At 42.9% G+C, this 24,767-nt stretch carries 20 protein-coding genes; 8 read left to right on the top strand and 12 right to left on the bottom strand.

Annotated features, from left to right (window positions below; translation table 11 throughout):
* Positions 1-21: 21 nt before the first annotated feature.
* Positions 22-1,548 carry a methyl-accepting chemotaxis protein gene (locus OCT63_RS08120; RefSeq protein ID WP_269983614.1) on the top strand — a complete coding sequence of 509 codons (1,527 nt, stop codon included), beginning with the start codon at positions 22-24 and terminating at the stop codon, positions 1,546-1,548.
* Positions 1,549-1,689: 141 nt separating this feature from the next.
* Here the strand turns inward: OCT63_RS08120 and OCT63_RS08125 are convergent, their stop codons facing one another.
* From OCT63_RS08125 to OCT63_RS08135, 3 genes are all read right to left on the bottom strand, one after another.
* Complete coding sequence (locus OCT63_RS08125) at positions 1,690-3,081, bottom strand: HD-GYP domain-containing protein (RefSeq protein ID WP_269983535.1); 1,392 nt, start codon at positions 3,079-3,081, stop codon at positions 1,690-1,692.
* A gap of 265 nt (positions 3,082-3,346) precedes the next feature.
* Positions 3,347-3,817: a class I SAM-dependent methyltransferase gene (locus tag OCT63_RS08130; protein ID WP_269983536.1), complete on the bottom strand. Its 471-nt coding sequence runs from the start codon at positions 3,815-3,817 to the stop codon at positions 3,347-3,349.
* Positions 3,818-3,831: 14 nt separating this feature from the next.
* On the bottom strand, positions 3,832-4,005 hold the full coding sequence (locus OCT63_RS08135) for a hypothetical protein (protein ID WP_269983537.1): 174 nt from the start codon (positions 4,003-4,005) through the stop codon (positions 3,832-3,834).
* A 229-nt stretch (positions 4,006-4,234) separates the two neighbouring features.
* Here OCT63_RS08135 and OCT63_RS08140 point away from each other — a divergent pair, with 229 nt between their 5' ends.
* Positions 4,235-4,795 carry a type II secretion system protein gene (locus OCT63_RS08140; protein WP_161684301.1) on the top strand — a complete coding sequence of 187 codons (561 nt, stop codon included), beginning with the start codon at positions 4,235-4,237 and terminating at the stop codon, positions 4,793-4,795.
* A gap of 97 nt (positions 4,796-4,892) precedes the next feature.
* On the opposite strand, the gene OCT63_RS08145 is transcribed toward OCT63_RS08140, so the two are convergent.
* Positions 4,893-6,275: an MATE family efflux transporter gene (locus OCT63_RS08145; RefSeq protein WP_269983538.1), complete on the bottom strand. Its 1,383-nt coding sequence runs from the start codon at positions 6,273-6,275 to the stop codon at positions 4,893-4,895.
* Between the two features lie 391 nt (positions 6,276-6,666).
* On the opposite strand from OCT63_RS08145, the gene OCT63_RS08150 reads away from it, so the two are divergent.
* Positions 6,667-7,524 (top strand): DUF6236 family protein, encoded by an 858-nt coding sequence (locus OCT63_RS08150; protein ID WP_269983539.1) that lies wholly within the window; start codon positions 6,667-6,669, stop codon positions 7,522-7,524.
* A gap of 338 nt (positions 7,525-7,862) precedes the next feature.
* Here the strand turns inward: OCT63_RS08150 and gcvP are convergent, their stop codons facing one another.
* From gcvP to OCT63_RS08165, 3 genes are all read right to left on the bottom strand, one after another.
* Complete coding sequence (gene gcvP, locus OCT63_RS08155; RefSeq protein WP_269983540.1) at positions 7,863-10,742, bottom strand: aminomethyl-transferring glycine dehydrogenase; 2,880 nt, start codon at positions 10,740-10,742, stop codon at positions 7,863-7,865.
* Positions 10,743-10,830: 88 nt separating this feature from the next.
* Complete coding sequence (gene gcvH / locus OCT63_RS08160; protein WP_017105929.1) at positions 10,831-11,211, bottom strand: glycine cleavage system protein GcvH; 381 nt, start codon at positions 11,209-11,211, stop codon at positions 10,831-10,833.
* Between the two features lie 51 nt (positions 11,212-11,262).
* Entirely contained in the window at positions 11,263-12,555 is a 1,293-nt protein-coding gene (locus tag OCT63_RS08165; RefSeq protein ID WP_269983541.1) for a serine hydroxymethyltransferase, read from the bottom strand.
* Positions 12,556-12,996: 441 nt separating this feature from the next.
* Between OCT63_RS08165 and OCT63_RS08170 the strand changes: the two genes are divergently transcribed.
* From OCT63_RS08170 to OCT63_RS08180, 3 genes are all read left to right on the top strand, one after another.
* Complete coding sequence (locus OCT63_RS08170; protein WP_017064652.1) at positions 12,997-13,620, top strand: helix-turn-helix domain-containing protein; 624 nt, start codon at positions 12,997-12,999, stop codon at positions 13,618-13,620.
* 447 nt (positions 13,621-14,067) lie between these two features.
* Positions 14,068-15,201: a glycine cleavage system aminomethyltransferase GcvT gene (gene gcvT, locus OCT63_RS08175; RefSeq protein WP_269983542.1), complete on the top strand. Its 1,134-nt coding sequence runs from the start codon at positions 14,068-14,070 to the stop codon at positions 15,199-15,201.
* 279 nt (positions 15,202-15,480) lie between these two features.
* Positions 15,481-16,542: a S1 family peptidase gene (locus tag OCT63_RS08180; protein ID WP_269983543.1), complete on the top strand. Its 1,062-nt coding sequence runs from the start codon at positions 15,481-15,483 to the stop codon at positions 16,540-16,542.
* Between the two features lie 113 nt (positions 16,543-16,655).
* Here the strand turns inward: OCT63_RS08180 and arfB are convergent, their stop codons facing one another.
* Positions 16,656-17,066, bottom strand: coding sequence for an alternative ribosome rescue aminoacyl-tRNA hydrolase ArfB (gene arfB, locus OCT63_RS08185; protein ID WP_060466826.1), 411 nt, complete (start codon positions 17,064-17,066; stop codon positions 16,656-16,658).
* An 87-nt stretch (positions 17,067-17,153) separates the two neighbouring features.
* Here arfB and OCT63_RS08190 point away from each other — a divergent pair, with 87 nt between their 5' ends.
* Entirely contained in the window at positions 17,154-17,759 is a 606-nt protein-coding gene (locus tag OCT63_RS08190) for a beta-phosphoglucomutase family hydrolase (RefSeq protein WP_060466825.1), read from the top strand.
* A gap of 35 nt (positions 17,760-17,794) precedes the next feature.
* Here OCT63_RS08190 and OCT63_RS08195 read toward each other — a convergent pair whose 3' ends face one another.
* The 4 genes from OCT63_RS08195 to OCT63_RS08210 all read right to left on the bottom strand — a co-directional run bounded on the left by OCT63_RS08195 (position 17,795) and on the right by OCT63_RS08210 (position 23,895).
* The gene (locus OCT63_RS08195) at positions 17,795-19,699 is read right to left on the bottom strand and encodes a sensor domain-containing diguanylate cyclase (protein ID WP_269983544.1); all 1,905 of its coding nucleotides are present in this window, start codon (positions 19,697-19,699) and stop codon (positions 17,795-17,797) included.
* 258 nt (positions 19,700-19,957) lie between these two features.
* Positions 19,958-21,706, bottom strand: a complete 1,749-nt coding sequence (locus OCT63_RS08200; protein WP_269983545.1) for a formate--tetrahydrofolate ligase — start codon at positions 21,704-21,706, stop codon at positions 19,958-19,960.
* A 291-nt stretch (positions 21,707-21,997) separates the two neighbouring features.
* The gene (locus OCT63_RS08205) at positions 21,998-23,302 is read right to left on the bottom strand and encodes an inosine/guanosine kinase (RefSeq protein WP_060466822.1); all 1,305 of its coding nucleotides are present in this window, start codon (positions 23,300-23,302) and stop codon (positions 21,998-22,000) included.
* 116 nt (positions 23,303-23,418) lie between these two features.
* On the bottom strand, positions 23,419-23,895 hold the full coding sequence (locus OCT63_RS08210) for a CreA family protein (protein WP_060466821.1): 477 nt from the start codon (positions 23,893-23,895) through the stop codon (positions 23,419-23,421).
* A 259-nt stretch (positions 23,896-24,154) separates the two neighbouring features.
* On the opposite strand from OCT63_RS08210, the gene OCT63_RS08215 reads away from it, so the two are divergent.
* A complete protein-coding gene (locus OCT63_RS08215; protein ID WP_060466820.1) occupies positions 24,155-24,649 on the top strand; it encodes a hypothetical protein in 495 nt (164 codons plus the stop codon).
* Positions 24,650-24,767 lie beyond the last annotated feature (118 nt).

The raw sequence follows: 24,767 nt of genomic DNA on the forward strand, positions 1-24,767 counted from the left end.
ATCCTATTAGCCGTTTTTATTATGTTTGGTATTGCGGTCGCTGCGAGTATGGGTTCAACCTATCTCATTTCAAGCGAAAAAATTGATGAGATAATCTTAAATAAATCTCAAGTTCAAGCGGAATTTTTAGCTGGCAATGCAGGGTATGTCCTAGAAAACTCGAACAATCCAGTTCAAGACTTACAAAAACTGGTTAGTGAACTTAAACAGCGCAATGATGTTAGTTATGCCGTTGTTATTGATAGTAACGTAACTGCTATTGCACACAGTGATAAAAAGAAACTCAACAAAGTTTATGAAGATAGTTATACCGTTGAAGGCGCAACTAAAGGCGTACAGCAGTACTCGAAGTGGTACGCTGATGTGCAGCAAGTATGGGTGTTTGATATCATGGCGCCTATCTATGTCAACGGTGAACTTTATGGCACCTTTGATATCGGTATTCCAATCACCGAAGTCAGCCAAGCAACAAATGGAATAATTAGTTACCAGTTGGTTTCAATGATTGTTATTTTTGTTGTTTGTCTCGTTGTTCTGTCACTCCTTCTAAACAAATTGATGCAACCCCTCCTGGTATTGAAAAATACATTACATGATATTTCTGAAGGTGATGGCGATTTAACAGTCCGATTACCAATTAAGGGTAACGATGAAGTCGCTCAAATCTCGTCAGCTTTCAATGTGTTCGTGGGCAAGGTACACGAGATAATTACGCAAACCGTAAATACCGGTGTTGAATTAAATAGCACCGCTATTGCTCTTCGTGAACAGTCACAACAAGCATTGCAAAGAGGACAAGAACAAAACGAACAAACGATGTTGGTTGTGACATCTATGAATGAAATGATTGCTACGGTTAATGAAATTGCATCGAGCGCTGCAAATGCGGCAAATGCGGCAAATATGGCAACCAGCGAGACTCAAGAAGGGCATAACACAATCGAAAAGACAACAACCTCGATTGCTAACCTTGAAGCAGAAATGACGAGTGCGTCTAACATCATCGTGAGTCTAGCTGATAACACACAGTCGATCGGCACTATTCTTGATGTTATTAGAGGTATATCAGAACAAACGAATTTGCTTGCGCTTAATGCTGCAATTGAAGCGGCACGTGCCGGTGAGGCAGGTCGAGGTTTTGCTGTTGTTGCTGACGAAGTTCGTAACCTTGCAACAAAAACGGCACAGTCGACAGATGAAATTGACACCATGATCAACCAACTTCAAACTGAAGCTAAAAACGCCGTTAACTCGATGAGTAATAGTAAGAGCTTAATTGAAGAGGGCACCACCGAAACCGAAATGGCGCGCCAAGCTTTGGAAAAAATCTCTACACAAGTTTTGGCTATTCTCGATATTAACACTCAAGTTGCGACAGCAACCGAGCAGCAATCAGCGGTAGCGAATGAGATCAATATGAATATGGATACGGTTAATATTTCAGTGAAGAATGGCTTAAGTGCAAGTGAAAAGTTGGAACAATCGAGCCAGCAACTGGCCGAACTGTCGCAAGCCCTCGATCGTTATGTTGGTTCATTTAAAATCTAGATTTCCTAACATATCTCTCTAAGAGGTATGTCGGATTTCCCGTTATTCAATAGCGCGTTATTGCTAATTAGCAGTAACGCGCTTTTTTGTATTCGAACACCATGCCGAGTGGCAGCGCCAAGCCCTCGTATGAAGCGATGGCTAAACAGCGGAATCAAGAGTTGTCAGTTCCTCTGGCAATTTATCCAACGCACGCTTTAATGCTTCAAAGCATTCAGGATCAATCGCAGTATTTAAATTTTCAGACATTATATCCAATGTTTTTGGGACTGGCACTGCTCCGCGGTAAGGTCGTTCTGCTGTAATAGCATCAAAAATATCAGCGGTAGTGATAATTCGGGTTGACAATACAATGGATTCAGCACTTAGTTTGTTGGGGTATCCAGTGCCATCAAGCTTCTCATGATGGCTACCTGCCATGTTTGATAGGTTTTTAAAGGGGGTTATCTGCGATAATATATCTTTAGTAAATTGAGCATGTTGTTGAACGGATAACCATTCATCGTCATCTAATTTTCCAGGTTTATCGAGTATTGTATTGCTCACACCTAACTTCCCAACATCGTGCAATAACGCTGCACGCTTAAGCCATTTCCGTTCTTCTTCTGATACCCCCATTTCGATAGCAATAAGGTCACTAAAGAAGGCAACTCTCTCGCTATGACCTGATGTGAAAGGGCTTTTACTGTCGATAATTTTTCCAAACGCAAAAACGATGCAATCAAGGTAGTCATCATCAATGAGTATGCTGGCTTTTGCTGGCGCCAATGCCATGACTTTATCAATGATATTTGATGAGGTTAAGGCAGTGCAGAACTCGTTATCCTTTGCTATTTCGTTTATCGCAGAAACTAAAGTTGGATCAAACCAACTTCCACTTCTTTCGTTTGCTTCGTTTAGCGCGGTTTCGAAATTGTGTTCAAATTGAAAAACGTCAATAACTTGTGCGAGTAACGCAATACGAGAATTTAATGGAATATTTTGTTGAGCAAGGTTTTCTGGCCGACCACTACCATCCCAATGTTCATCTAAAGAATGAACCCCCAATGCGACGTTTTCATTAAACCTTAATTCTCTCGCAATATCGGCACCTCTCGAACAGCGAGTTTCTATCAACTCTTGAGCGTAGGAATCGCCATTTTTTAAGATATCTATCGTCTTAGTGATGCGAGTTAACCAGTTTTTATTTTTCCCCGTATTGCGAATAACAAAGTTAATGACACTTGATAGACTTGTTCCTACCGTCTTAAAGTTACGTTTAAACTCTTGATCATCAGCGAGATAGAGTTCGCAAATACGGGCTGCATTACTACTACAACCAGTATCTTTTAGTAACAGGGTAAAATAGAGATCATGAAGTTCGCTTTCTGATAAACCGATTTTCTCACCTATGTGCATGCCTATCCAGCAGCAACGAATACAATGTTCTGGTGGTTGTCCTTCCGTCATATCCAGAGCTGTTGTCAACGATAGCATTAGCTCAGACAATTGAATGTAATTAGACTCAGGTAATAATGGCGTTACTTTGTTCATTCATTTAACTTCCTATGAGCAGTGTAGGTAGTTGGACTGTTATACCAAGACTTTGTTTTAATGTACCAGTTTTACGCAATAGAATGATAAACATTAAATGCCGCTTAATAATATATGCTCAAAATGTTTTTCTTAAATATGTGTGAGTGAGCGGTTCATTACTGCATCAATATAGCTCACTTTAAGTCTCTTCATACTGGCACTTAAGACGGACTGCACTCAAATCTGGGTATGGCAGCCCGTATGAATGAAATGTACTGTACTTTTAGGTGTTCCGAGAGAATCTTAGTATGTGGCCTTTAAATTTTTGCTCTAAGTAATCAGTATTTTCTGGTTGTATGTGGTCATTTGTAAACCCGTACTCGCTCATTTTGGCACTCAGTTTATTTTTTCGTCCACGGCCTGGATCGACAATGATCACTTCACAAGTATCGTTGGCGTGGTTTTGAATAAAATAGGACAACAATTCAACATGTTGGTCTTCATATAGAAGATCACTACCGATGATAAGATCAAAAAGACCCAATTGGCTTTCTTTGTCTGCCCAATCCACGCGTTCGAAAGCAATTTTCTTTCGGTTATTTAGTTGTATGTTTCTATTTAAGAACTCTTCAACTTCAGGGTGAAAGTCGGTAGCGGTGATGTTGGCTCGTTGCTCATTGAGGAGCAAACTAGATAAAGCCATACCACATCCTATTTCAAGAATACGTTTGTTTTTAGTATCAAAATGAAGCATATGGTGGGCGAGGACTAAACTTGATGGCCAAACAACCCAAAAATTGGCCACGATGCGGATGAAATACCGATATTGAGTGCAACATTATCTGGGTCATTAAATTGTTGATTATCACGTAGGGTACAAAGGTGTATATCTGTGTTTTCGATTTCAATCGTTTGGTAGCGAATACGAAGTTTAGCTGTCATGTAATTTTAGTCCGATAATAAGGCTAAGCCAAGTATCAGAAAATCATAATTGACAAAACAAGATAGGATTCAGTTTAAAGGTATTTGAATTCAAAGCAAGGTCAAAAAATCGACTATACAATAGCTCTGACGCGATACATAAGGTGTTACATCGCTCATTACAATGTATAGTTATTGATAATTTATTCAACTATTTAATACTCTAGAGCTATCAGCTGATGTGGATGTCATGAATAAAAACGGATTTACTCTAATGGAACTGATCGTAGTGATCATTATACTCGCGGTATTAGCGGTGACGGCTGCCCCGAGGTTTCTTAATATCCAAGAGTCGGCGAGAGAAGCGGTACTTGAAGGTGTTGCGGGCGCAATGGAAGGGGTAATTACTCAGGTAACATCGAAAGCGATTATTGCTGGGCTTAATCCTAGTGCGGAAAATCCAGATGACCAAGGTGATTATGTTATCGATTTCGGTATCGGTCGCGTTGAAGTCGATTGGGGGACGCTTTGCCCTGAAAGTGAAGGGGACAAAGGTAATAAACTAGATATGATTGATTTCCTGTCATTATCTGAAGATGACAATTTAACATCCGCTGTTGGAAATCGACACACAGTCGTTGGGTACACTCATTCATTTAGTGAAGCTGACCTGAACAGCAATAACATCACTGACGATGCCTTACCTTCGGGTTGTTATGTTCTTTATGATTCATTTGGCCGTGAGGATGCCAGTAAGTGCCCAGTCGGTGGCTGTGAGTGTACCGTTCGTGTTGTGAATGATGAATGTTAAACCAGACACTTTAACTGATTGATAGAAATTCAATAAAAAAGCGCGTTATTACCGATTGGTAGTAACGCGCTTTTTTGTATTAACTTAATGGTCTATCTTAGTTTGCTATTGCTGCATCTGCTGGTGGCAAGTCACGCTTCTTAATCACGTATCGCAAGCGAAGTAACATCAGTGTCGCTGAAACGCTTAAGCCCGTCAGAATACCAATCCAAAAGCCTTTTTCCCCCATTGCTGGAACAATGTGGTCTGTTAAGCCCAACACCATGCCCAATGGTAGTGCCAAGCCCCAGTATGAAGCGATGGCTAAGATCATCGGGATCTTGGTGTCTTTATAGCCACGCAGTGCGCCATTAGCCGAGGTTTGCAATGCATCACTGAATTGGTACATAGCCGTAAAGGTCAACAATACTGCTGCCGTTGCGCTTATTGTAGGGTCAGTGGTGTAAAGCCTAATGAGCCATTCAGGGAACAGTAGGAACATCGCAACCGAAAGCAATGAAATTAACGCTGCAACCAAGATACCAACTTTGCTGCGCTCAATGGCGCCAAGTTCATCTTTTTCACCTAGTGCATGTCCAACACGAATCGTAATGCCAAACGAGATACTCATTGGAATAACGTAAGTCAGGCTCGATATATTCAGTGCAATTTGCGCCGCTGCCACGTTCTCTGCACCAATACGGCCGATCATCAGTGCGATTACCGCAAAGATACTGCCACATACTGCAATGCTCATCCCGATAGGCAGACCTAACCGTAGAAGGTGAAGCATCTCTTTTGCTTTTGGCTTCGCGTCTGCAAAGCTGATGATGGTCTTGTAGTGGTGATGGCCTTTAATGTAGGAATACAGCATTCCCGACATTAGCCAATACACTAAGCTTGTCGCCCAGCCACAACCCACAGCGCCCATTTCAGGGAAGCCAAACTTACCGTAAATAAGCACGTAGTTGACCGGAATATTCACCAACAAACCAACCACTGAAATGATCATCGGTACTTTGGTGTTGTTCATCCCTTCACAGAAGCCGTTCAAAGTGTAGAACAGGGCGATACCCGGCACACCAAAGGCTAGGGCAAACGCATAATCGCTGCCGATAGGGATGATCTCAGCGGCAACCCCAATCCATTCTAAGATCGGTTTCGCACTCACCAAGTAAGCGATAAGTAGCACACTCGCGATTAATGCCAACCAAACCATCTGGAAAAATTCAACAGAGATACTTTGGAAATCACGGGCACCGCGGTGGTAAGCAACAACAGGCGTTAGCGCCATAATTACACCACGTAGCAGAAGCAAAACTGGGATCCAAAGGCTGGTGCCGAGTGCAATAGCGGCAAGATCGGCAGGACTTACTTGGCCAGCCATTGTCGTATCGACAAATCCCATCGCTTGGGTCGCTATTTGAGTCAAAATAATTGGAATCGAAAGATGCATAAGCGCACCCGATTCACGAGTAAAAGGACGAAGTTTCGTTAGCATGGAAGTTCACAACACCAATATAAATACACGAATGATGGCAGGATGGCCGGTGTGCATTTTAGGATGTGCCCCGTTGGGTGGGCGACAATATAAACACCTTACCGTATAGGGTCAAGCTTTGGATTTTTTGAGTTTCACTTGCTCCGAGGTACGGATAGGTTCTGATGGTTACAATACGGGTTTGACGCGCATAAGTTCATGATTTCGTGGGAATCATACTAGATAGGTAAATTATATATTTGCCATGCTAATCACTAAGGTTGAGGTATAAGTGATTGTTATGAGAAGACAAAGGCTAGTACAATTAATGGCATAATAAAATAATTAGACAAATTCTGTATTTAAATGCAGAACTTTCGGTCTAATAGCTGTCATACGAGCAGGAGGCGAAATGGAACGCGGTATAATAATTACTCCAAATTATTCAATTTTGAATAATGGGCATGGATTACAAATGAATGGCTCTGTCGAGCCGATAAATCTCAGAAACTACCTTCTTTTTTGGGACAAGATTGATTACCCAACAAACAATATGATTCATATTGGTGGTGGCCAGGATATTGACTTCCTCATTCAGGAAGGGATTGCTAAATCTACACCGGTACGATTTCGTGAATTACGAGGTGATCAAAATGGATTTTTGCCACTAGCAACTCAAATGGCAGCTTACGAAGAAAACAACAAAGTTAAAAATGAAGAGTGGAGTATTGCCCAGCCAACGGATCAATTAATTGTTCCTCAGCAATATGCAAAAACACAAGGGTGTTTAGAATTTGAATTGTATAATGCTATCCAAATTCCAACTGGTGATGTTCCTCTTCCGGAAGTTATTGACTTTAAGAATAAAAGGTTACCAGAGCTTTTAGCGCTACGTGATGCTATGGATTCAATTGTAGATACTGTAGTTGCAAGCCAAGACATACCTAAACGAAAGAACAAAGCAATTAATAAACTTCATCGCGATTTAAATGATTTCAATCGCGTTATGAAAGAAACTGGCTTTAAAAGAGTTAAGCGTTCCTTAACGGCAATTGCTACTGACCCATGGTTTGGAGTAAGTAATGCAATGATGTTAGGTAATGGTTATTTGCCAGAAAATTATCAACCATACATGCAAGGGCTTAATGTGGCAGCTCTAGGGGCATGTGCACTGAAATTTAACTATCGCGAATTGGGCGTTGGACGTAATATACCCGTTGAGTACAAACATTTTGCATATCTTTCGAGCATCCAGAAAGAGCTCGTATAACATACAACTATGGCGCCAATATCAATTTGGCGCTATTCATCTATTCGTAACTTCAAACCTAACGCTGTACAAGCATTCTACTGCCACAAAGCCAGCAGAAATACGAATAACCCGATCCCAAGTGTTACTTTTAGAAGTAAGCCAAGAGGGGCTCCACCTTTTGGTGCCTTGTTGCAACATCCCATAATTGATTCCTAGTTCACCGTGAATGTGATTTCACCTTAAACCTTTCTCTTACGGTAAGGTCAATGCTTTATTGCCCTCAGATTTCAGACAACAAAAAGGCGAACCGTTTGGTTCGCCTTTTCTTATTTTGTGCTGCTTAGCGCCGCTACGAATTAGTCTTCGTAGTTATCGATGCTCGGGCAAGAACAGATTAGGTTACGGTCGCCGTATACGTTGTCTACACGGTTAACAGTAGGCCAGTACTTCGAGTTCTTCGTTGCTTTTGATGGGAAGCAAGCCAGTTCGCGAGAGTAAGGGCGGCCCCATTCTGCGCCTGAAAGGTCAACTTGTGTGTGCGGTGCGTTCACTAGAGGGTTGTTGTCTAGTGGCCATTCACCGGCTTTCACTGCTGCCATTTCGTGACGGATTGCGATCATCGCTTCACAGAAACGGTCTAGCTCTTCTAAACCTTCAGATTCAGTTGGCTCTACCATTAGTGTGCCAGCGACTGGGAAAGACATAGTAGGCGCGTGGAAACCAAAGTCCATTAGACGCTTAGCAATATCTTCTTCGCTGATGCCTGTGTCTTCTTTAAGTGGACGAATATCGATAATACATTCGTGCGCTACGCGGCCGTTAGTGCCACGGTAAAGAACAGGGTAGTGAGGACGTAGTTTTTCCATCACGTAGTTCGCGTTCAGAATCGCTACTTTAGTCGCGTCTGTTAGGCCAGGTTCGCCCATCATTGCGATGTATGCCCAAGAGATAGGTAGGATTGAAGCACTGCCTAGATCTGCAGCTGATACCGCGTAGTCAGAACCTTGTACACCGTTTTCGATGTGACCTGGTAGGAAAGGTGCTAGATGTGATTTAACACCGATAGGACCCATACCCGGACCGCCACCACCGTGTGGGATACAGAATGTTTTGTGTAGGTTCAAGTGAGATACGTCTGAACCGATGAAGCCAGGTGACGTTAGACCTACTTGAGCGTTCATGTTCGCGCCGTCTAGGTAAACCTGACCGCCCGCTGCGTGTACTTGTTCACACACTTCTTTCACTTGCTCTTCGTATACGCCGTGCGTAGAAGGGTAAGTGATCATGATGCTTGATAGGTTTTCTTTGTGCTTCTCGATTTTCGCTGCTAGGTCTGTCATGTCGATGTTGCCATCTTCATCACACTTAACAACCACTACCTTCATTGAAACCATTGATGCTGTTGCAGGGTTAGTACCGTGCGCAGAGCTTGGAATCAGACAAACGTTACGGTGAGCTTCACCGCGGCTTGCGTGGTAACGTTGAATCGCGATAAGACCCGCGTATTCACCAGATGCACCAGAGTTAGGTTGTAGTGAGAAATCGTCGTAACCGGTGATTTCACATAGTTTCTCTTTAAGATCTTTCGCTAGCGCTGTGTAACCCGCTGCTTGATCAAGAGGTGCGAATGGGTGAATTGAACCAAACTCAGGCCATGTTATTGGAATCATCTCAGCAGCAGCGTTCAGCTTCATCGTACAGCTGCCCAGTGGGATCATGCCGTGCGTTAGTGAGAAGTCTTTGTTCTCAAGCTGTTTTAGGTAACGCATCATTTGCGTTTCGCTGTGGTGCGTGTTGAATACTGGGTGAGTTAGGAACTCTGATTCACGACGGCAGTTTTCTGGAATTGCTGCAAACTCGTTTGATGCGATGTCAGAAGAGAGTGCTTGAACGTCTTCTTTCACGTCGAAGATAGCGAATAGGGCATTCACGTCGTCGATCGTGGTTGTTTCATCTAAGCTGATACCGATCTTACCCTTAAGAAGGCGCAAGTTGATGTCTGCTGCTTGCGCTTTTGCGTACAGTGCATCTGTCTTCTCTTCAGAGTTAATCGTGATGGTATCAAAGAAGCTGTTGTTCGTTAGCTCGTAACCCGATTTAGTCAGGCCAGCCGCTAGGATAGCTGTCATGTGGTGTGTACGACGAGCAATAGTACGAAGACCTTCTGCACCGTGGTAAACCGCGTAGAAAGACGCCATGTTTGCTAGAAGTGCTTGAGCTGTACAGATATTCGATGTCGCTTTCTCGCGGCGGATGTGTTGTTCACGAGTTTGCATTGCCATACGTAGCGCTTGGTTACCGTGAGTATCGATAGAAACACCGATCACACGACCTGGCATTGTACGCTTATGCTTTTCACGAGTACCCATGAATGCAGCGTGTGGACCACCGTAACCCATAGGAACGCCGAAACGTTGCGCTGAACCGATTACTACGTCTGCGCCCATTTCACCCGCAGGCTTAAGTAGAGCAGAAGCAAGTAGGTCTGTAGCCACTGTAACCAGTGTTTTGTTCGCTTGAGCTTTTGCAATGATGTCTGTTAGGTCACGTACCTCACCCGTTGTACTCGGGTATTGAAGAAGCGCACCAAATACGTCTTGCTCTGGAAGAGTTTCAAGAGCGCCAACCATTACTTCAAAACCGATGTACTCAGCACGAGTTTTAACAACTTCTAGTGTTTGAGGGTGAACATCGTCAGCAACGAAGAATACTTTGCTCTTGCTTTTGCCAGCACGTTTACACAGTGTCATCGCTTCGCCTGCCGCTGTCGCTTCATCAAGAAGTGATGCGTTCGCGATTTCCATACCGGTTAGGTCCATTACCATTTGTTGGTAATTGAGTAGAGCTTCAAGACGACCTTGAGAAATTTCTGGTTGGTATGGTGTGTAAGCTGTGTACCAGCCTGGGTTCTCTAAAACGTTACGTAGAATAACGTTTGGAGTGAATGTGTTGTAGTAGCCTTGGCCAATGAAAGTACGTTTCACTTGGTTTAGGTTAGCGATCTCTTTAAGAGAGGTCAGCATGTCCATTTCGCTCTGTGGCGCAGCAAGTGTCATTGGTTTTTCAAGACGGATTTGTGCAGGAACCGTTTCGTCGATCAGTGCGTCTAAGCTAGTCGCGTTGATCGTTTCAAGCATTTTCTGCTGGTCTGCTTTATTTGGGCCGTTATGGCGAGCAACAAACTCGTTTTGAGTACCCAGGTCTTTCAGTAATTGGCTTTGAAGTAATTCAGTCATGATATGTTCTACTTTCTCTCTGGAGCCGTGAGCTAGCCTCTAAAATTAAGCTGCTCACAAGAGCAGCTTTATCGTAATGAGGAACCTATTAGTCTTCTTCGATAGAGCTTAGGTATTCTTCCGCATCTTTAAGGTTGTCTAGTTCAGACGCGTCAGACATCTTCACTTTAACAATCCATCCACCTTCATAAGATTCTTCGTTAATTAACTCTGGGCTATCTTCTAATTCTTCATTGATTTCTACGATTTCGCCAGAGATTGGTGCGTAGATATCAGAAGCTGCTTTCACTGATTCAACGAGGGAGAAGCTTTCGCCAGCTTCTATTTCGTCTCCAGTGTCAGGCAGGTCAACAAACACAACGTCACCTAGCATCTCTTGAGCGTGCTCAGAAATACCGATAGTTACAGTACCGTCACCGTTGTCTTTTACCCACTCGTGGCTGTCTGCAAACTTTAGTGTATTGTCCATTGCTTATTCTCCAAAAATTTATGAGGTTTTAATTTAAATCTTAAAAACGGTCTAACGGTAAAGAGGGAAGCGCTTGCAAAGCTCTTTAACTTGCTTGCGAACACGTTGCTCAGCTTCAGCGTTGCCTTCAGGGCTTTCAACTAAGCCATCAAGTACATCGCCGATCCATTCACCGATAAGTTTGAATTCTTCAGTGCCAAAACCACGACTGGTTCCAGCTGGCGTACCTAAACGAATGCCAGAAGTAATCATAGGCTTCTCTGTATCGAATGGTATGCCATTTTTGTTACATGTGATCCCTGCACGCTCTAATGCCTCTTCCGTTACGTTACCTTTCAAGCCTTTAGGGCGAAGGTCTACCAGCATTAGGTGCGTGTCTGTTCCACCTGTCACAATGTCACAACCGCGAGTTTGCAATACTTCAGCAAGAACTTTTGCGTTGTCGATCACTGAATCAATATAAGTACTAAATTCAGGACCAAGTGCTTCACCAAACGCCACTGCTTTAGCTGCGATAACGTGCATAAGTGGGCCGCCTTGTAGGCCAGGGAACACTGCAGAATTGATCTTTTTGTTGATGTCTTCGTGGTTAGTCAGAATCATACCGCCGCGTGGGCCACGAAGTGTTTTGTGTGTTGTTGTGGTAACAACGTGTGCGTGTGGTAGTGGGCTAGGGTGAGCACCTGTCGCGATAAGGCCCGCGATGTGTGCCATATCGACCATTAAGATAGCGCCAACTTCGTCAGCGATTTCGCGGAACTTAGCGAAATCAATAACGCGTGGAATAGCACTACCACCAGCAATAATCATTTTAGGTTGGCTTTCGATAGCTAAAGCGCGAACCGCTTCGTAATCGATTTCAAGAGTGTCGCGGTCTACGCCATATTGAACAGCGTTGAACCACTTACCAGACATTGCAGGGCGCGCACCGTGTGTGAGGTGACCACCAGCGTCAAGAGACATACCTAGGATAGTGTCGCCCGGCTGAAGTAGCGCAAGTTTCACCGCGCCGTTTGCTTGAGCGCCAGAGTGAGGCTGTACGTTTGCGTATTCGCATTTGAAAAGCTGTTTAGCGCGCTCAATAGCGATAGCTTCAACGGTATCTACGTGCTCACAACCACCGTAGTAACGACGGCCTGGGTAACCTTCTGCGTATTTGTTAGTTAGGCAAGTGCCTTGAGCTTGCATTACTGCTTTAGAAACGATGTTCTCAGAAGCAATAAGCTCGATTTGTTCGTTTTGACGAGTGTTCTCTGCTTGGATGCCAGCAAATACGGCGTCGTCAGTACCAGATAAGTTCGTAGTGAAAAAGCTGTCTAAGCTATGGTTTTGGTAAGCGTTCATTGTCGAGACCTTTCATTAAGCTAATGGTGATTGTTTTTATAGTCCATTAGGTCTTACGTTGATTTCTGCATCGGTATCGTTTGCGCTGTATAGGTAGAGATAAACGCTAATTGCGTTTTAAATATACTCTTACAGCATCTAATCGATCGTTGTAGGGTCAATGCAGCACGAATTGTTTCCCAAAAAGTTCGGGTAAAAAACAGCTCTTACAAATGTTAAAACTATCATTTGGTACAAGCTGAAGTAGCATCTCTTCATCTAACAAGTCGATAACATAGCTCCGATAAAATCAATTTTCAACAAAAATTTCCAATAGGAAACAACTTTTCTCGTTTTGCTACAGGGAGCACGCTTTATTTCTGTGTGTGCTCTTTAATCAACAAAGCGCTTCATGCAACAATGAAATGAATAGACAGGAAGCAAGAAAATAATGAGGGACCTATGTCAGAAGACATTTATGATGAGTACCCATCTTTAACGTTGGCGAAAGAAACGTTAGACCAGAATATAGAGCCACTTAGGCTAGGCCAGCGCATTAAAGATATCCGCGGCAAGCTTGGGATCACGCTAGAAGAAGCAAGCCAAAGAACTGGCTTGGCGCGTTCTACGCTCAGCAAAATCGAGAATGAACAAATCTCGCCAACCTTCCAGGCTATGCAAAAATTAGCGATGGGTTTACAAATTGATATGCCGCAACTCTTTGAGCCACCAAGGAAAAAGGTCGCTACAGGACGTCGTGACTTAACTAAAGCAGGCCAAGGTAAACCTCATCCGACACCGACTTATGAGCATGAACTGCTTGCGACAGAGCTTTCTAACAAGAAGATGATGCCGTTCAAAAGCCGCGTAAGAGCGCGTACTTTTGAAGAATATAACGATTGGGTTCGTCACGATGGTGAAGAGTTCTTGATGATTATCTCCGGTGATGTGATGTTCTACTCAGAATTCTACGAGCCCGTACCGATGAGTGAAGGTGACAGCATGTATTACGATGCCAATATGGGCCACATGTTGATTTCTACTAGTACAGAAGATGCGCTGATTTTGTGGGTGACAGCAAAATAAGTTAACAAAGTTAGAATTTATTATAGTGAATGCAAACGTTTGCTTTTGTTTCTAACGTTGGCCAAATGACGCGACATTGATGTGAAAATCATCAATGTCGCGTTTTTGTATCCATCGAATAATTGTTTTTAAATTGTTAAATGTCACATTTTGAGCTGTTTTAATCTTGTTAAGGGTGTAAAACTGACTCAGGCTTGTTTACTATAGTGAACACGGTTTACTCATGTTGATTGAAGTTTACTGAAGTGAATTCTTAGAAAGTGAGTTGTAGAGCTTTTGTACAGCTATCTATTTTTATAACGCTAACTATATAAGCCTATATAAAAGACATCACTTTTTACTATCTACTGTTTCTAATGCTGAGACCTAGCGTTAGAAGCGACTCTAAATAGAGATATAAGCGGCAGATTCGATTTGGAAAGCCTGCAACGCTTCATGGAGAATAAAATGACTCAAGAACACGCTAATCAAGACCTACTAAAAACACCACTGCACGCACTTCACGTTGAAGAAGGCGCAAAGATGGTTCCTTTCGCTGGCTACGACATGCCAGTTCAGTATCCACTAGGTGTAAAGAAAGAGCACTTACACACTCGTGATGCTGCCGGTCTTTTTGATGTTTCTCACATGGGGCAACTTCGTCTACATGGTGCAAATGCAGCTGCTGTCCTAGAATCTTTGGTTCCTGTAGATATTATCGACCTTCCTTCTGGTAAGCAGCGCTACGCGTTCTTTACTAACGAGCAGGGCGGCATCATGGATGACCTGATGGTTGCTAACCTTGGCGATCACCTATTTGTTGTTGTGAACGCAGCTTGTAAGACACAAGATATCGATCACCTAACGGCACACCTTCCTGCAGATGTAGAAATGGAAGTGATTGATGACCGCGCTCTACTCGCACTTCAAGGCCCTAAAGCATCTGAAGTTCTAGCTCGTTTCCAACCAAGCGTTGCAGACATGCTGTTCATGGATGTTCAAAAAATGGATATCGATGGCGTTGAATGCATCGTGAGCCGCAGTGGTTACACGGGCGAAGATGGCTACGAGATCTCTGTTCCTAACGATCACGCTGAAGCGCTAGCGCGTAAGCTAACTGCAGAAGCTGAAGTAGAATGGATTGGCCTTGGCGCACGTGATTCACTTCGTCTTGAGTGTGGTCTATGTCTATACGGTCACGACTTAGATACAACAACGACTCCAGTAGAAGCTAGCCTTCTATGGGGTATTCAAAAAGTGCGTCGTACTGACGGTGAGCGTGCGGGCGGCTTCCCTGGCGCTGATATCATCCTTGAGCAAATCGCAACGAAAGACGTTCAACGCAAGCGTGTTGGTCTAGTGGGTCAAACTAAGGCTCCAGTACGTGAAGGCGCTGAGTTGTTCGATGCTGAAGACAACAAGATTGGCGTTGTAACAAGTGGTACAGCGGGTCCTAACGCTGGCAAGCCAGTATCAATGGCTTATGTTCGCACTGATCTAGCGGCTATCGGCACTGAAGTATTCGCTGAAGTTCGTGGTAAGAAGCTACCAATGACAGTAGAAAAAATGCCATTCGTACCTCAACGTTACTACCGTGGCTAATCTCTTTTAAGAGAAAACACAAAGTATAACGAAAGCCTATTGTTAGCTTCTCTTTTTAGGGATGTTTAACGATAGGCTTTTTTGTTTTTGGTCGCGTATGTTTTTGCGAGCGTATAAGGTTTAGCGTTACCCACTAACAACGGTTACTTAAAATTCGTTTATAAAATGAGATATGTGGCGATATCGTTACAAATACTTACTATAATCACGGTTGTGACGTGTTATGGTGGCGATACATCATTTTTGTAAATAAGTAGTAGGGGTTACAAGGAGTTAACTATGAATGTGAACCATACAATGAGCCCGGTTCGTAAGGCCGTTTTAGGACTTTTAGTACCATTGATTTACACATCTAGTGTAATGGCAACGGAAAGCGCGGTCGAAATTACTCCTGATGCAGGCGTAACACCTTATATTGTGAATGGCACGAACGCATTAGTAACTGATTTCCCTTCAATGGCAAGCTTGTTCATTGATCGTATTGATTATGACGGTGTTTACTCGACAGGTGCTTATTGTGGCGCAACCATTTTAAATCCGACTCATATTCTGACTGCTGCGCACTGTATTTATGGAAATGAAGAGGGGCAGTTGTTTACTGCGGTTGTTCCTCAACTGGAAGACACTTCTCAATTCCCTAACGGTAACATTCAAAAAGCACGAGTTTCAGAAGTTTACTATCGCAGTGACTATTCAAATGCGTTGAGCGATCTATTACGCAATGATGTTGCTGTACTCAAGCTAGAAAGCGCACTTAATATCGATTCAATCAATGATGTTGTGAAATACCCGCCAGATGATACTTATCGTAATGTCGCAAAGGATTTTGTTGTTGTAGGCCATGGTGATACAAAATCGGACTTTGATGGCACAACAATATTACAGAGAGCGCCACTAAATTATGTAGATAACCCCACATGCGCAAAAGCATTCTCTGATGGCTCAGCACTGACGAGTAATCAAATTTGTTTTGTTGGTGACTATAGCGCCTTCACTAAGTTATACGGCGGTACTTGCCAGGGGGACTCTGGTGGTCCTGCTTACTGGAAGGATGGTTCGATTTACAGACAAGTAGGGATCACCAGTTTTGGACCTGAAACATGTGGCGGCAGTTCTGCCGTAACGTCTGTATTTACGGAAATATTAGACTACAAAGTTTGGATCGACAGTGTTATTGCTGGTAACGAAACCGCTCAGTTTGTTTCTACTGACGCCAAACGAACGGCTTATGTGAATGCGCTAAATTCATCTGGTTCTGGTAGCAGTGGTGGTAGCGTATCGTTTGGTTTGCTTGGTGTGTTGATGTTACTTGGTGGCGTCAGAAGAGCAATATTACGTTAAGAGCTAGTCACTATTAATTAAGCTTAAATAACGGTTATTGAGTCAATGAGTCGATGAATCAATAAAGTCTGACTGCTATTTTATATTTTCCCCATTTTGGTGCCATAGAGCGATTAGCTGATTTTTCCTCGGAGTTGTTTTGTGGTACTTCTTTGTTTTTTACTTTCTAAACGTCTCTTTTGAGAACCTTTTGTCGGTTTTGTCGCTCGCCTAACTTTTTGAACTTTTGTTGCTTCTAAGATGAGCTCTTTCAAACGCACCAAAGCATCGTCTCGGTTTTGTTCTTGAGTTCTATATTGTTGCGCCTTAATGATAATCACACCCTCTTTGGTGATGCGGCTATCTTTGCATGCTAAGAGTTTCTCTTTGTAGAAATCAGATAGGGTGGAGTGCTTAATGTCAAAACGTAAATGTATCGCGCTTGATACTTTATTGACGTTTTGGCCGCCAGCCCCTTGTGCTCTGATCGCTGTTAACTGGATCTCCCAGTCTTGAATCGAAACAGAGTTAGATATTTGTAACATAAACATCCATAGTTAACGGAAATATGCGGTCATGATACTGAATATTGGTTATGGTATCAGTAACTTTCTTAAAGAGTGGTAGTAGTAATGAAAATAGATTTGACGATGTATGAAGGGTTAATCTTTGATATGGATGGTACGTTAATTGATACAATGCCTGCTCATGTCAAAGCATGGCAAAAAACGGCAGAGCAGTTCGGCTTTCATTTCGAAGCGTCTTGGCTACATAGTTTAGGTGGTATGCCGAGTTATAAGATCGCCGGCGAAGTGAATCGTAAATATGGTTTATCACTCGATCCCCACGCGGTGTCGACATTTAAAATGGCTGCGTTTGCGGCTATTGAAGACAAAGGAGACGTTATCCCTTGTACCCATTCTTTGTTGTTAGAATACTTAGGCGACAAGAAAATTGCGGTAGGGACGGGCAGTCAGCGTAAAAGCGCTGAACAATTGCTAGAGAAAACGGACATCTTAAATAAGCTTGATATTTTAGTAACAGCGACCGACGTTAAGAATCATAAGCCAAACCCTGACACTTTCTTGGATGCATGTTTAGGCATGGGTTTGCGGCCAAAGCAGTGTGTTGTATTTGAAGATACCAATCTTGGTAAGCAGGCGGCGCACGCTGCGGATATGGATTGCATTTTAGTGGTGGAAGGTAATCAATTAGAGTTTTATCCAGCACCAGACTAAAGCACTGCCTAGTACAGGCGATATTGCTCTCTCCGCTAGGCGATCTCGTTCATTTCTGCGTCTAGGAACAAACACACATTATTTCTACCTGCCGCTTTTGCCTCGTATAATGCTAAGTCGGCGCACTTATAATTGAGTGCAGGGTCATCTGTGAGATTGGTGATTCCTCCGCTTACCGTTGTCACGTTGTCGAGCTCAATACTGATAGCGATTCTTAGCCTGTTAAGTACATACTCTGCTTCTTCAGTTGTTGTATGAGGTAAAATAACGCCAAACTCTTCGCCACCAATACGAGCGACAAAGTCGGTTTCACGACATTCTCTTTGTAATATTCGAGCGACGGTTTGAATGACTCGATCACCATAGTCGTGGCCAAACCGATCGTTAATACGTTTGAAGTGGTCAATATCTAAGATAGCTAAGCAAGACTGTTCTCGGGTCGGATAACGGTTGACACGGGAGCATTCGTCGCGAAGTTCACGGTCGAACTTACGTCGGTTCCAACAGCCTGCTAACGCATCTTTCTCACTCAAATTTCTTAGTTTGTTCTCAAGTTCTTTGTGTTTGCTTATATCTACAAATGATGCGACATAAAACTGAATGGTACCTTTTGAGTCTTTGATGGTTTGAATTCGAAGTATTTCCGTAATCAACGATCCGTCTTTACGACGATTCACCACTTCACCTTCCCACATGCCTTTTTGCTTGATTACGCTCCACATTTTAATGTAGAACTCCTGGTTGTAGCGGCCAGAAGCAAACATAGAAGGTTGGCGGCCTTTCACATCTTCCAAATCGTAGCCACTTACACGAGTAAACTCTTGGTTCACTTTAATGATTCGATTATTTCTGTCGGTAATGACTAAGGCCGACATGCCATTCATTGCCACTTTGGCTAATTGGCTTTCGATGCTGTTCTTTTTGTGGTTTCTATTCCATAGCACGAAGCCAGCTGAAATCATTGAGATTAGTATTGTGAGTGTAATAACTTGCACAATGATCGCGTGGTTTTCTCGTTGGTATTGACTACTAAATTGTTGATTTTTAATATGAAGAACCATGTATATTGGGCCTTCAAACTGCTCTATTTTGGGGCTGATATTTGCATAGAAGTACCAATTTTTACCGTCAAAATAGCTAGAAGAAGTGTTGTCTTGAATTGCTTGCCAAAGTTCGGGGTAAAGATTTGCGTAAGTTTTATTTGAGCGTGACTCAACAAGGTGTCCAAATGATTCTTCAAGATCAGGCCCCATGATGATATGTCCCGTTTTGTTGAGTATTACAGGGACGGCTGCAGATGTGTTGATTTGATAAAGAAGGTGTTCGTAGATTTTTAGAATGTTCAGGTTTGCAATAAAATAGCCAAGAATACGACCTTCTGAAGCAACTGGGGTCATAATTCGCAATGTAGGAGTCAATGGGTGAACGACTTCGCCATTTTCGACTTCTAAATCAATGCTACTTGAAATGACTTCCCCTATTTTCAAGTGGCTAAGCCTTTCAAAGTAGTCACGATCCGATTTATTTTGAAGCTTATGAGTTGGAACTATCGTCGCTTTCTTATTGCGGTAGTTTATACGGAAAACTTCATCACCTTTTAAGTCTAAGTAACGAAGTTGAGAGTAATATTGTTGGGTACGAGCCAGCATTATCCAAAGATCTTGCAATACTTCTCTGTGAATCGTCGATGGTTCTTTAATGGCGCGAAGTAACGTTTTTGAATCGGCAATGGAAGGCACTGAATTGGATACTTGTTCCACAATAACGGCTAGCTTGTGGAAGCTGTATTCTATTTGGTTTTGACTGGATTGTTTGATATTTAGCGTATGCTGAGCTTTTACTCTGTCAAATTCAGAGTTGATGTAGAGTGCTGGTACTAATCCTAAGGCAAACATAGTGCACAGAAATTGGCTGATCAGCTTTTTTATACTTGTATTCATCCACCGTCCTCAAAGAATTCGGTGCAATACTATATATTTTATAGGGCTTTTAATGTGATCTTGGCCCAGAACTTTAAGCAATAATTGCATATTACTGCGGTTTTAGTGCAACTTTTTGCTTCGAGGCTGTCAATTAAGCCATATAAGTAATAGCAAGTCATCGTTAAATTAAGGCCTGCTGATGACAGTAATACTCGGAGGAACATGAGCAGGACCTTTGTTCGTGTTTTTACTCTATTTGCTAAGGCTCTGTAATCGCTAATTTAAACCAATGATGCTCCCTTCGTCATCAATGTCTAACGACATAAATGCAGGTCTATCTGGTAAGCCGGGCATTGTCATTACATTGCCGCATAAAGCGTAAACGTAACCAGCGCCTGCACACAGTTTGAGTTCTCTAACGGGTACATCAAATTGAGTTGGCGCGCCTTTTATGTGCGCTTCAGTAGAGATAGACAAGGGGGTTTTTGCCAAACAAACGGATAGACCGCTATAACCATGTTTGTTGAACTCTGCGAGCTGTTGCTTAGCAAGTGGTGATAGTGTGATACTTGATGCGCCATAGCCGGCTTCCGCTACAGACATCAGTTTTTCTTCCAAGCTTTGCTCAGGATAATACAGAGGCTTAAAGTCTCGCTCATCTTGGCAAGCGTTAACGATGGCATGCGCCAACTGAGTCGCACCTTCGCCACCTTGATCAAACGCTTCACTTATTTCAACGCCAACGCTTGGATCGAATTTTATGATCATCTGTTTTAGTGCGTCTAATTCTCTGTCCGAATCTTGTGGGAATCGATTAATCGCGACTACTGTAGGCACTTGATATTGCTTGACGTTGTTGATGTGCCATTTGAGGTTCTCAAAACCTGCAATGAGTGCGTCTTGGTTTTCATTAAAGATCGAGTCTGGTAGGGCTGTACCTAGCTCCAAATCGTATAAGCCGGAGTTAGCTTTTAATCCACGTAAAGTTGCTACAATTACTGCGCAATCGGGCTTCTTGTTTGATGCTTTTACTTTTATATTGCATGCTTTTTCAAAACCCATGTCTGAGCCAAATCCACCTTCTGTTACAACAAAGTCACTGAGCTTTAAGGCTATCTTGTCGGCAATAATTGAAGAGTTACCATGGGCGATGTTCGCAAATGGCCCCGCGTGAATTAAGGTAGGGACACCTTCAAGGGTTTGCATTAGTGTCGGCTCAATAGAATCCTTCATGGTTACTGTCATAGCCCCTGCAACGTTGAAGTCATCTGCGGTTAATGGCATACCTTGATGGTTATAGGCGAGTACGATACGACCGATACGTTTTCGTAAGTCTTGAAGGTCATTAGCAAGAGCAAGAATGGCCATTAGCTCTGAAGCGGCTGATATATCAAATCCATCTTCGCGTTCGTAGCCATTGATGGTTTTGCCAGTTTCGTTTTTACCGACAGTGATCATCCGCAGAGCACGGTCATTATGGTCGAGTACACGTCGCCATACTATTCGGTTTGGGTCGATACCCAGCGCTTTTAAGCCAGATCGCGCTTCAAATGCTTCTAAACCTTCGCGTTGTTCATGATACAAACGTGCGTCAATTGCGGCAGAGGCGAGATTATGAGCTGTAGTAACCGCGTGAATGTCACCTGTTAGGTGAAGGTTTAACTGCTCCATAGGGGCAACCTGAGAGTACCCACCGCCAGCTGCGCCACCTTTTACGCCAAATACCGGCCCCATTGAAGGTTGACGAATACAAGCCATTGCTGAGTGATTAATCTTAACGAGGCCTTGCGCTAGCCCTACAGTGGTAACGGTTTTGCCTTCACCGAGAGGAGTGGGTGTGATAGCGGTCACGATAACTAGTTTGCCATCTGGTTGGTCTGCTAGACGATCCAACAATGTTAAAGACACTTTAGACTTATACAAGCCCAATGGCTGGTGTTCGTTATGTTGCAGGCCTGCTTGTTCAGCAATATCACTGATGTTTTTAAGAGGAGTTGTGCGACAAATATCAATATCAGACAGCATGTTTGATCCTTATATCAGAACCGAAAGGTAGTACGTAAACGGTTGCCTGGCGATAGTACTGTATAAATCGGCCAAGTAAAGGCAACCACACGAATTATGTGCTGGAAGATGACGGATCTAAAGCGTTATTGCGCAGGATCAATTCTTAAACGAGCAAAATATTTGACGTGGTCGCCTTTCATCACGTTTATATTGATGTTGAATACAAAAAGAGCTGCCTATAGCAACTCTTTTTGAGAAATGGATGATCTGGATTTGGTTCATCAAACCAACTAACTGACTATGGCCAGATTAACGATCCCAGTATGTTTCTTCTAAGCTATCTTCGCGCTCAGGTAATGCACGAGAAAGACGAGGAGAGTGCTGAGTTAACACTTCGTAGCTGACGCGGTTTGCGTACTTACAAATTTGAGACAGTGACGAGTACGTAAGACAAGTGTACTCGTGTTTCTCTGAATTCGGTACGTTCACATGGTGGTAGCTATTAGCTGCCATGTCGTGTAACAGAGCAGAAAGCGCGCCATCACCAGCGCCATTTGTGTTCTTAATCTCAAGGGGACCACCAAGGTAAGGACCGATGTGAGAGTACACTTTTACTGGTTTTTTACAGTCTTGCTTACGCATCGAACGGCTGAATTCATATTTGTTGAATTCTGCTATATTTCCTGGCAGTAATGGAAACGTTGTTTCGCGCTTCGCTAACTCGTCTGTATAGCCAGCCATGTATAAGCCGATAGGACCTGCTGTACATAGAACTAAGTCAACCCACTCAAGTGCTTTGTTGGCAGCCAGCAGTGGATCTTTCTCACCAGTTAACGCTTCACCTTCATCTTCATTCATCGCGACGATCGTTACGTTTTCTTTGAGGTATTCTTGCCACCATTCAGCGTTGCCTTCGATCACATATTTAGTACCAAGCGTTAGTACAACAGGCACATTGTGCGCTTTCGCGTATTCGATCGCTTTTTGTACGGCTTTTGGCATTGGATCGTCAGGGTTACCACGCATCAGGTATGAAGAGACAACTAATGCAGAGGCTTTTTCGAAAATTTGTTCAGGAATACTTTCAGGAAGCAACTGGTTCATATGACCTTCGTTGATCGCAAACGTACGTTCGCCATCTTCGGTAATGAGCGTGTAACAACGACCAATTGGACCATCAACAGTTTGTAGGTGGTTTAAGTTCATACGAGAAGAAGTACGACAAAGGTAACGGTAACCAAATGAGCCAACTTCAATTTTCTTAGACATTACACCAAGCAGTACTGATTTGCTGTCTGCTAGAACAGAATAGTTGTGCAGTGTATTGCCGATAGTATCGCCAGGGTATTGATGCGTGATCAAACCAGATTCAACGAGTTCCTCATACAGCGCATCGGCTTTACTTTCTTCCAATACAAGAGAGTGGCCTTTACTCAGTTCATATTTTTCTAGGAACGCGTCGTCAACACGGGCTTCGATATCAACAATAGTCTGTCCAACACCAACAATGGTTGCGCGGTGCAGTTTAGGTGTTTGTTGAATTTGGTTGACCAACGGATCACGTGCGTGAGTTGGAAAGTAGTGCTTAGATTTACGCTGTCCAGGAAACTTCATATGAAAAATACAGTGAAAAAATTTTGCCGCATGATATCACGTTTTTCTTCTGTTTCTTTCATTTTTATTACATTCAGAGTCACCTGTACAATGTCTGTACAGGTGACTCGGTATCACTATTCTGTTGGTATTAACGTTGACGGTTCAACGTAAGCTTTTGTACCTAATAGTGGAACAGTTGAAAGGCTGTGTTTAAAACTGCCTTCTGTTTCTTTGGTTGTGTAAGACAAGTAGAGCAGTGATTGATTCGCCGCGTCGTAGATACGACGAACCTTCATGGTCTTAAAGAAGATGCTTTTTGATTGTTTAAAGACCACTTCACCAGATTTACTCTTGTCTATTTGAGCAATCATTTCTGGTGTAATTTCACCGGTTTGACGACAAGAAATAGAGCTGTCACTTGGGTCAGAAAGGCTAAGATTTGCCTCAACGGAAGCTATGTGACACGTCACGCCTGGAATTTTATCATCATCCAAAGATGACATTTTTATATCCTTGAGAGTGAAGAAGCCCAAAGAGACGTCACCAACCTCGTTGTCTGAACAGCCGGCTAACATAAAGAGGATACCTGCTGCTATTAAGGCTTTTTTCATAAGAAGTCCTTTGGTTTGTATAGTTCTGTTTAGTATGAAGATTATTGAAAGTTCGCGTATTAGTGTAGAGCTTTTCGCTAACTTCTTAAAGGATGTTGTTGGATAATGAAAACTAAGAAGCATTTAAACTACTTGTTGGCCATGTTCATGCTCTGTATGCTCTCTGTATGCTCTCTGTTTGTAGCTCGGCACTTCAACCGACCATATGTCTTCCAAATAATTGTGATATTTGGGGATACTAACCGTAGGTACTAAAAGAATGAATAATGAAATACCTGAAATTGCACATAATAAAAACCAATGGCTATTTGGCCAGCTTGACATCGCGTACCCCGCAAAGGAAAGTCTTCTAGGTCGAGAGATCTATAAAAAACAACTCTCCCAAAGAACTTATCAACTCCTCCCGCAACACCAAACTCCCACTGAAATAGATGAACTGCATAAAGTCGACTTCCATAAGTTGACGGTACTATTCTCACTTAACCAAGCCAGTGCTTACTCAGATAAAGCGGATAGGGCCAATATCGTAGAGTTTTTGAGCCAGATAATGTTATCGGATGAACATGAATTATATGTAGGCACTCAAAAAGGTGATGTTGTGGCGAGTGCCATCGTTACAGAAAAAGATGATGAGTTGCTGATATCGGATGTTGTGAATAAAGATGATCAAAATGTGATCGGCTTTGCTAAGCAGCTGCATGACTTTTGGGTAGAAGGTCAAGATTCTAGCCGTAAAGTGTGGCTAGAAAACTAAAGGTTCCTTGAGAAAGCGTTGACCTTAATACAATGCACGGCCTTTTAACAAAGGGGGCGGTATATATGATCACTAATTTACTGTGATTGGTGTTATATTTATGCGAACCCTCTTCAAA

This window comes from Vibrio sp. RW (assembly GCF_027587105.1).
GTDB lineage: Bacteria > Pseudomonadota > Gammaproteobacteria > Enterobacterales > Vibrionaceae > Vibrio > Vibrio toranzoniae.

Bases quoted from the DNA above. Each gene is read 5' to 3' on its own strand.
- OCT63_RS08165 (WP_269983541.1), bottom strand. From the start codon at position 12,555: ATGAACGCTTACCAAAACCATAGCTTAGACAGCTTTTTCACTACGAAC.
- OCT63_RS08145 (WP_269983538.1), bottom strand. From the start codon at position 6,275: ATGCTAACGAAACTTCGTCCTTTTACTCGTGAATCGGGTGCGCTTATG.
- OCT63_RS08130 (WP_269983536.1), bottom strand. From the start codon at position 3,817: ATGCTTCATTTTGATACTAAAAACAAACGTATTCTTGAAATAGGATGT.
- OCT63_RS08200 (WP_269983545.1), bottom strand. From the start codon at position 21,706: ATGCTGTCTGATATTGATATTTGTCGCACAACTCCTCTTAAAAACATC.
- OCT63_RS08180 (WP_269983543.1), top strand. From the start codon at position 15,481: ATGAATGTGAACCATACAATGAGCCCGGTTCGTAAGGCCGTTTTAGGA.
- OCT63_RS08140 (WP_161684301.1), top strand. From the start codon at position 4,235: ATGAATAAAAACGGATTTACTCTAATGGAACTGATCGTAGTGATCATT.
- OCT63_RS08205 (WP_060466822.1), bottom strand. From the start codon at position 23,302: ATGAAGTTTCCTGGACAGCGTAAATCTAAGCACTACTTTCCAACTCAC.
- OCT63_RS08170 (WP_017064652.1), top strand. From the start codon at position 12,997: ATGTCAGAAGACATTTATGATGAGTACCCATCTTTAACGTTGGCGAAA.
- OCT63_RS08195 (WP_269983544.1), bottom strand. From the start codon at position 19,699: ATGAATACAAGTATAAAAAAGCTGATCAGCCAATTTCTGTGCACTATG.
- OCT63_RS08150 (WP_269983539.1), top strand. From the start codon at position 6,667: ATGGAACGCGGTATAATAATTACTCCAAATTATTCAATTTTGAATAAT.
- gcvT (WP_269983542.1), top strand. From the start codon at position 14,068: ATGACTCAAGAACACGCTAATCAAGACCTACTAAAAACACCACTGCAC.
- OCT63_RS08190 (WP_060466825.1), top strand. From the start codon at position 17,154: ATGAAAATAGATTTGACGATGTATGAAGGGTTAATCTTTGATATGGAT.
- arfB (WP_060466826.1), bottom strand. From the start codon at position 17,066: ATGTTACAAATATCTAACTCTGTTTCGATTCAAGACTGGGAGATCCAG.
- gcvH (WP_017105929.1), bottom strand. From the start codon at position 11,211: ATGGACAATACACTAAAGTTTGCAGACAGCCACGAGTGGGTAAAAGAC.
- OCT63_RS08210 (WP_060466821.1), bottom strand. From the start codon at position 23,895: ATGAAAAAAGCCTTAATAGCAGCAGGTATCCTCTTTATGTTAGCCGGC.
- OCT63_RS08120 (WP_269983614.1), top strand. From the start codon at position 22: ATGTTTGGTATTGCGGTCGCTGCGAGTATGGGTTCAACCTATCTCATT.
- OCT63_RS08215 (WP_060466820.1), top strand. From the start codon at position 24,155: ATGAATAATGAAATACCTGAAATTGCACATAATAAAAACCAATGGCTA.
- gcvP (WP_269983540.1), bottom strand. From the start codon at position 10,742: ATGACTGAATTACTTCAAAGCCAATTACTGAAAGACCTGGGTACTCAA.
- OCT63_RS08135 (WP_269983537.1), bottom strand. From the start codon at position 4,005: ATGACAGCTAAACTTCGTATTCGCTACCAAACGATTGAAATCGAAAAC.
- OCT63_RS08125 (WP_269983535.1), bottom strand. From the start codon at position 3,081: ATGAACAAAGTAACGCCATTATTACCTGAGTCTAATTACATTCAATTG.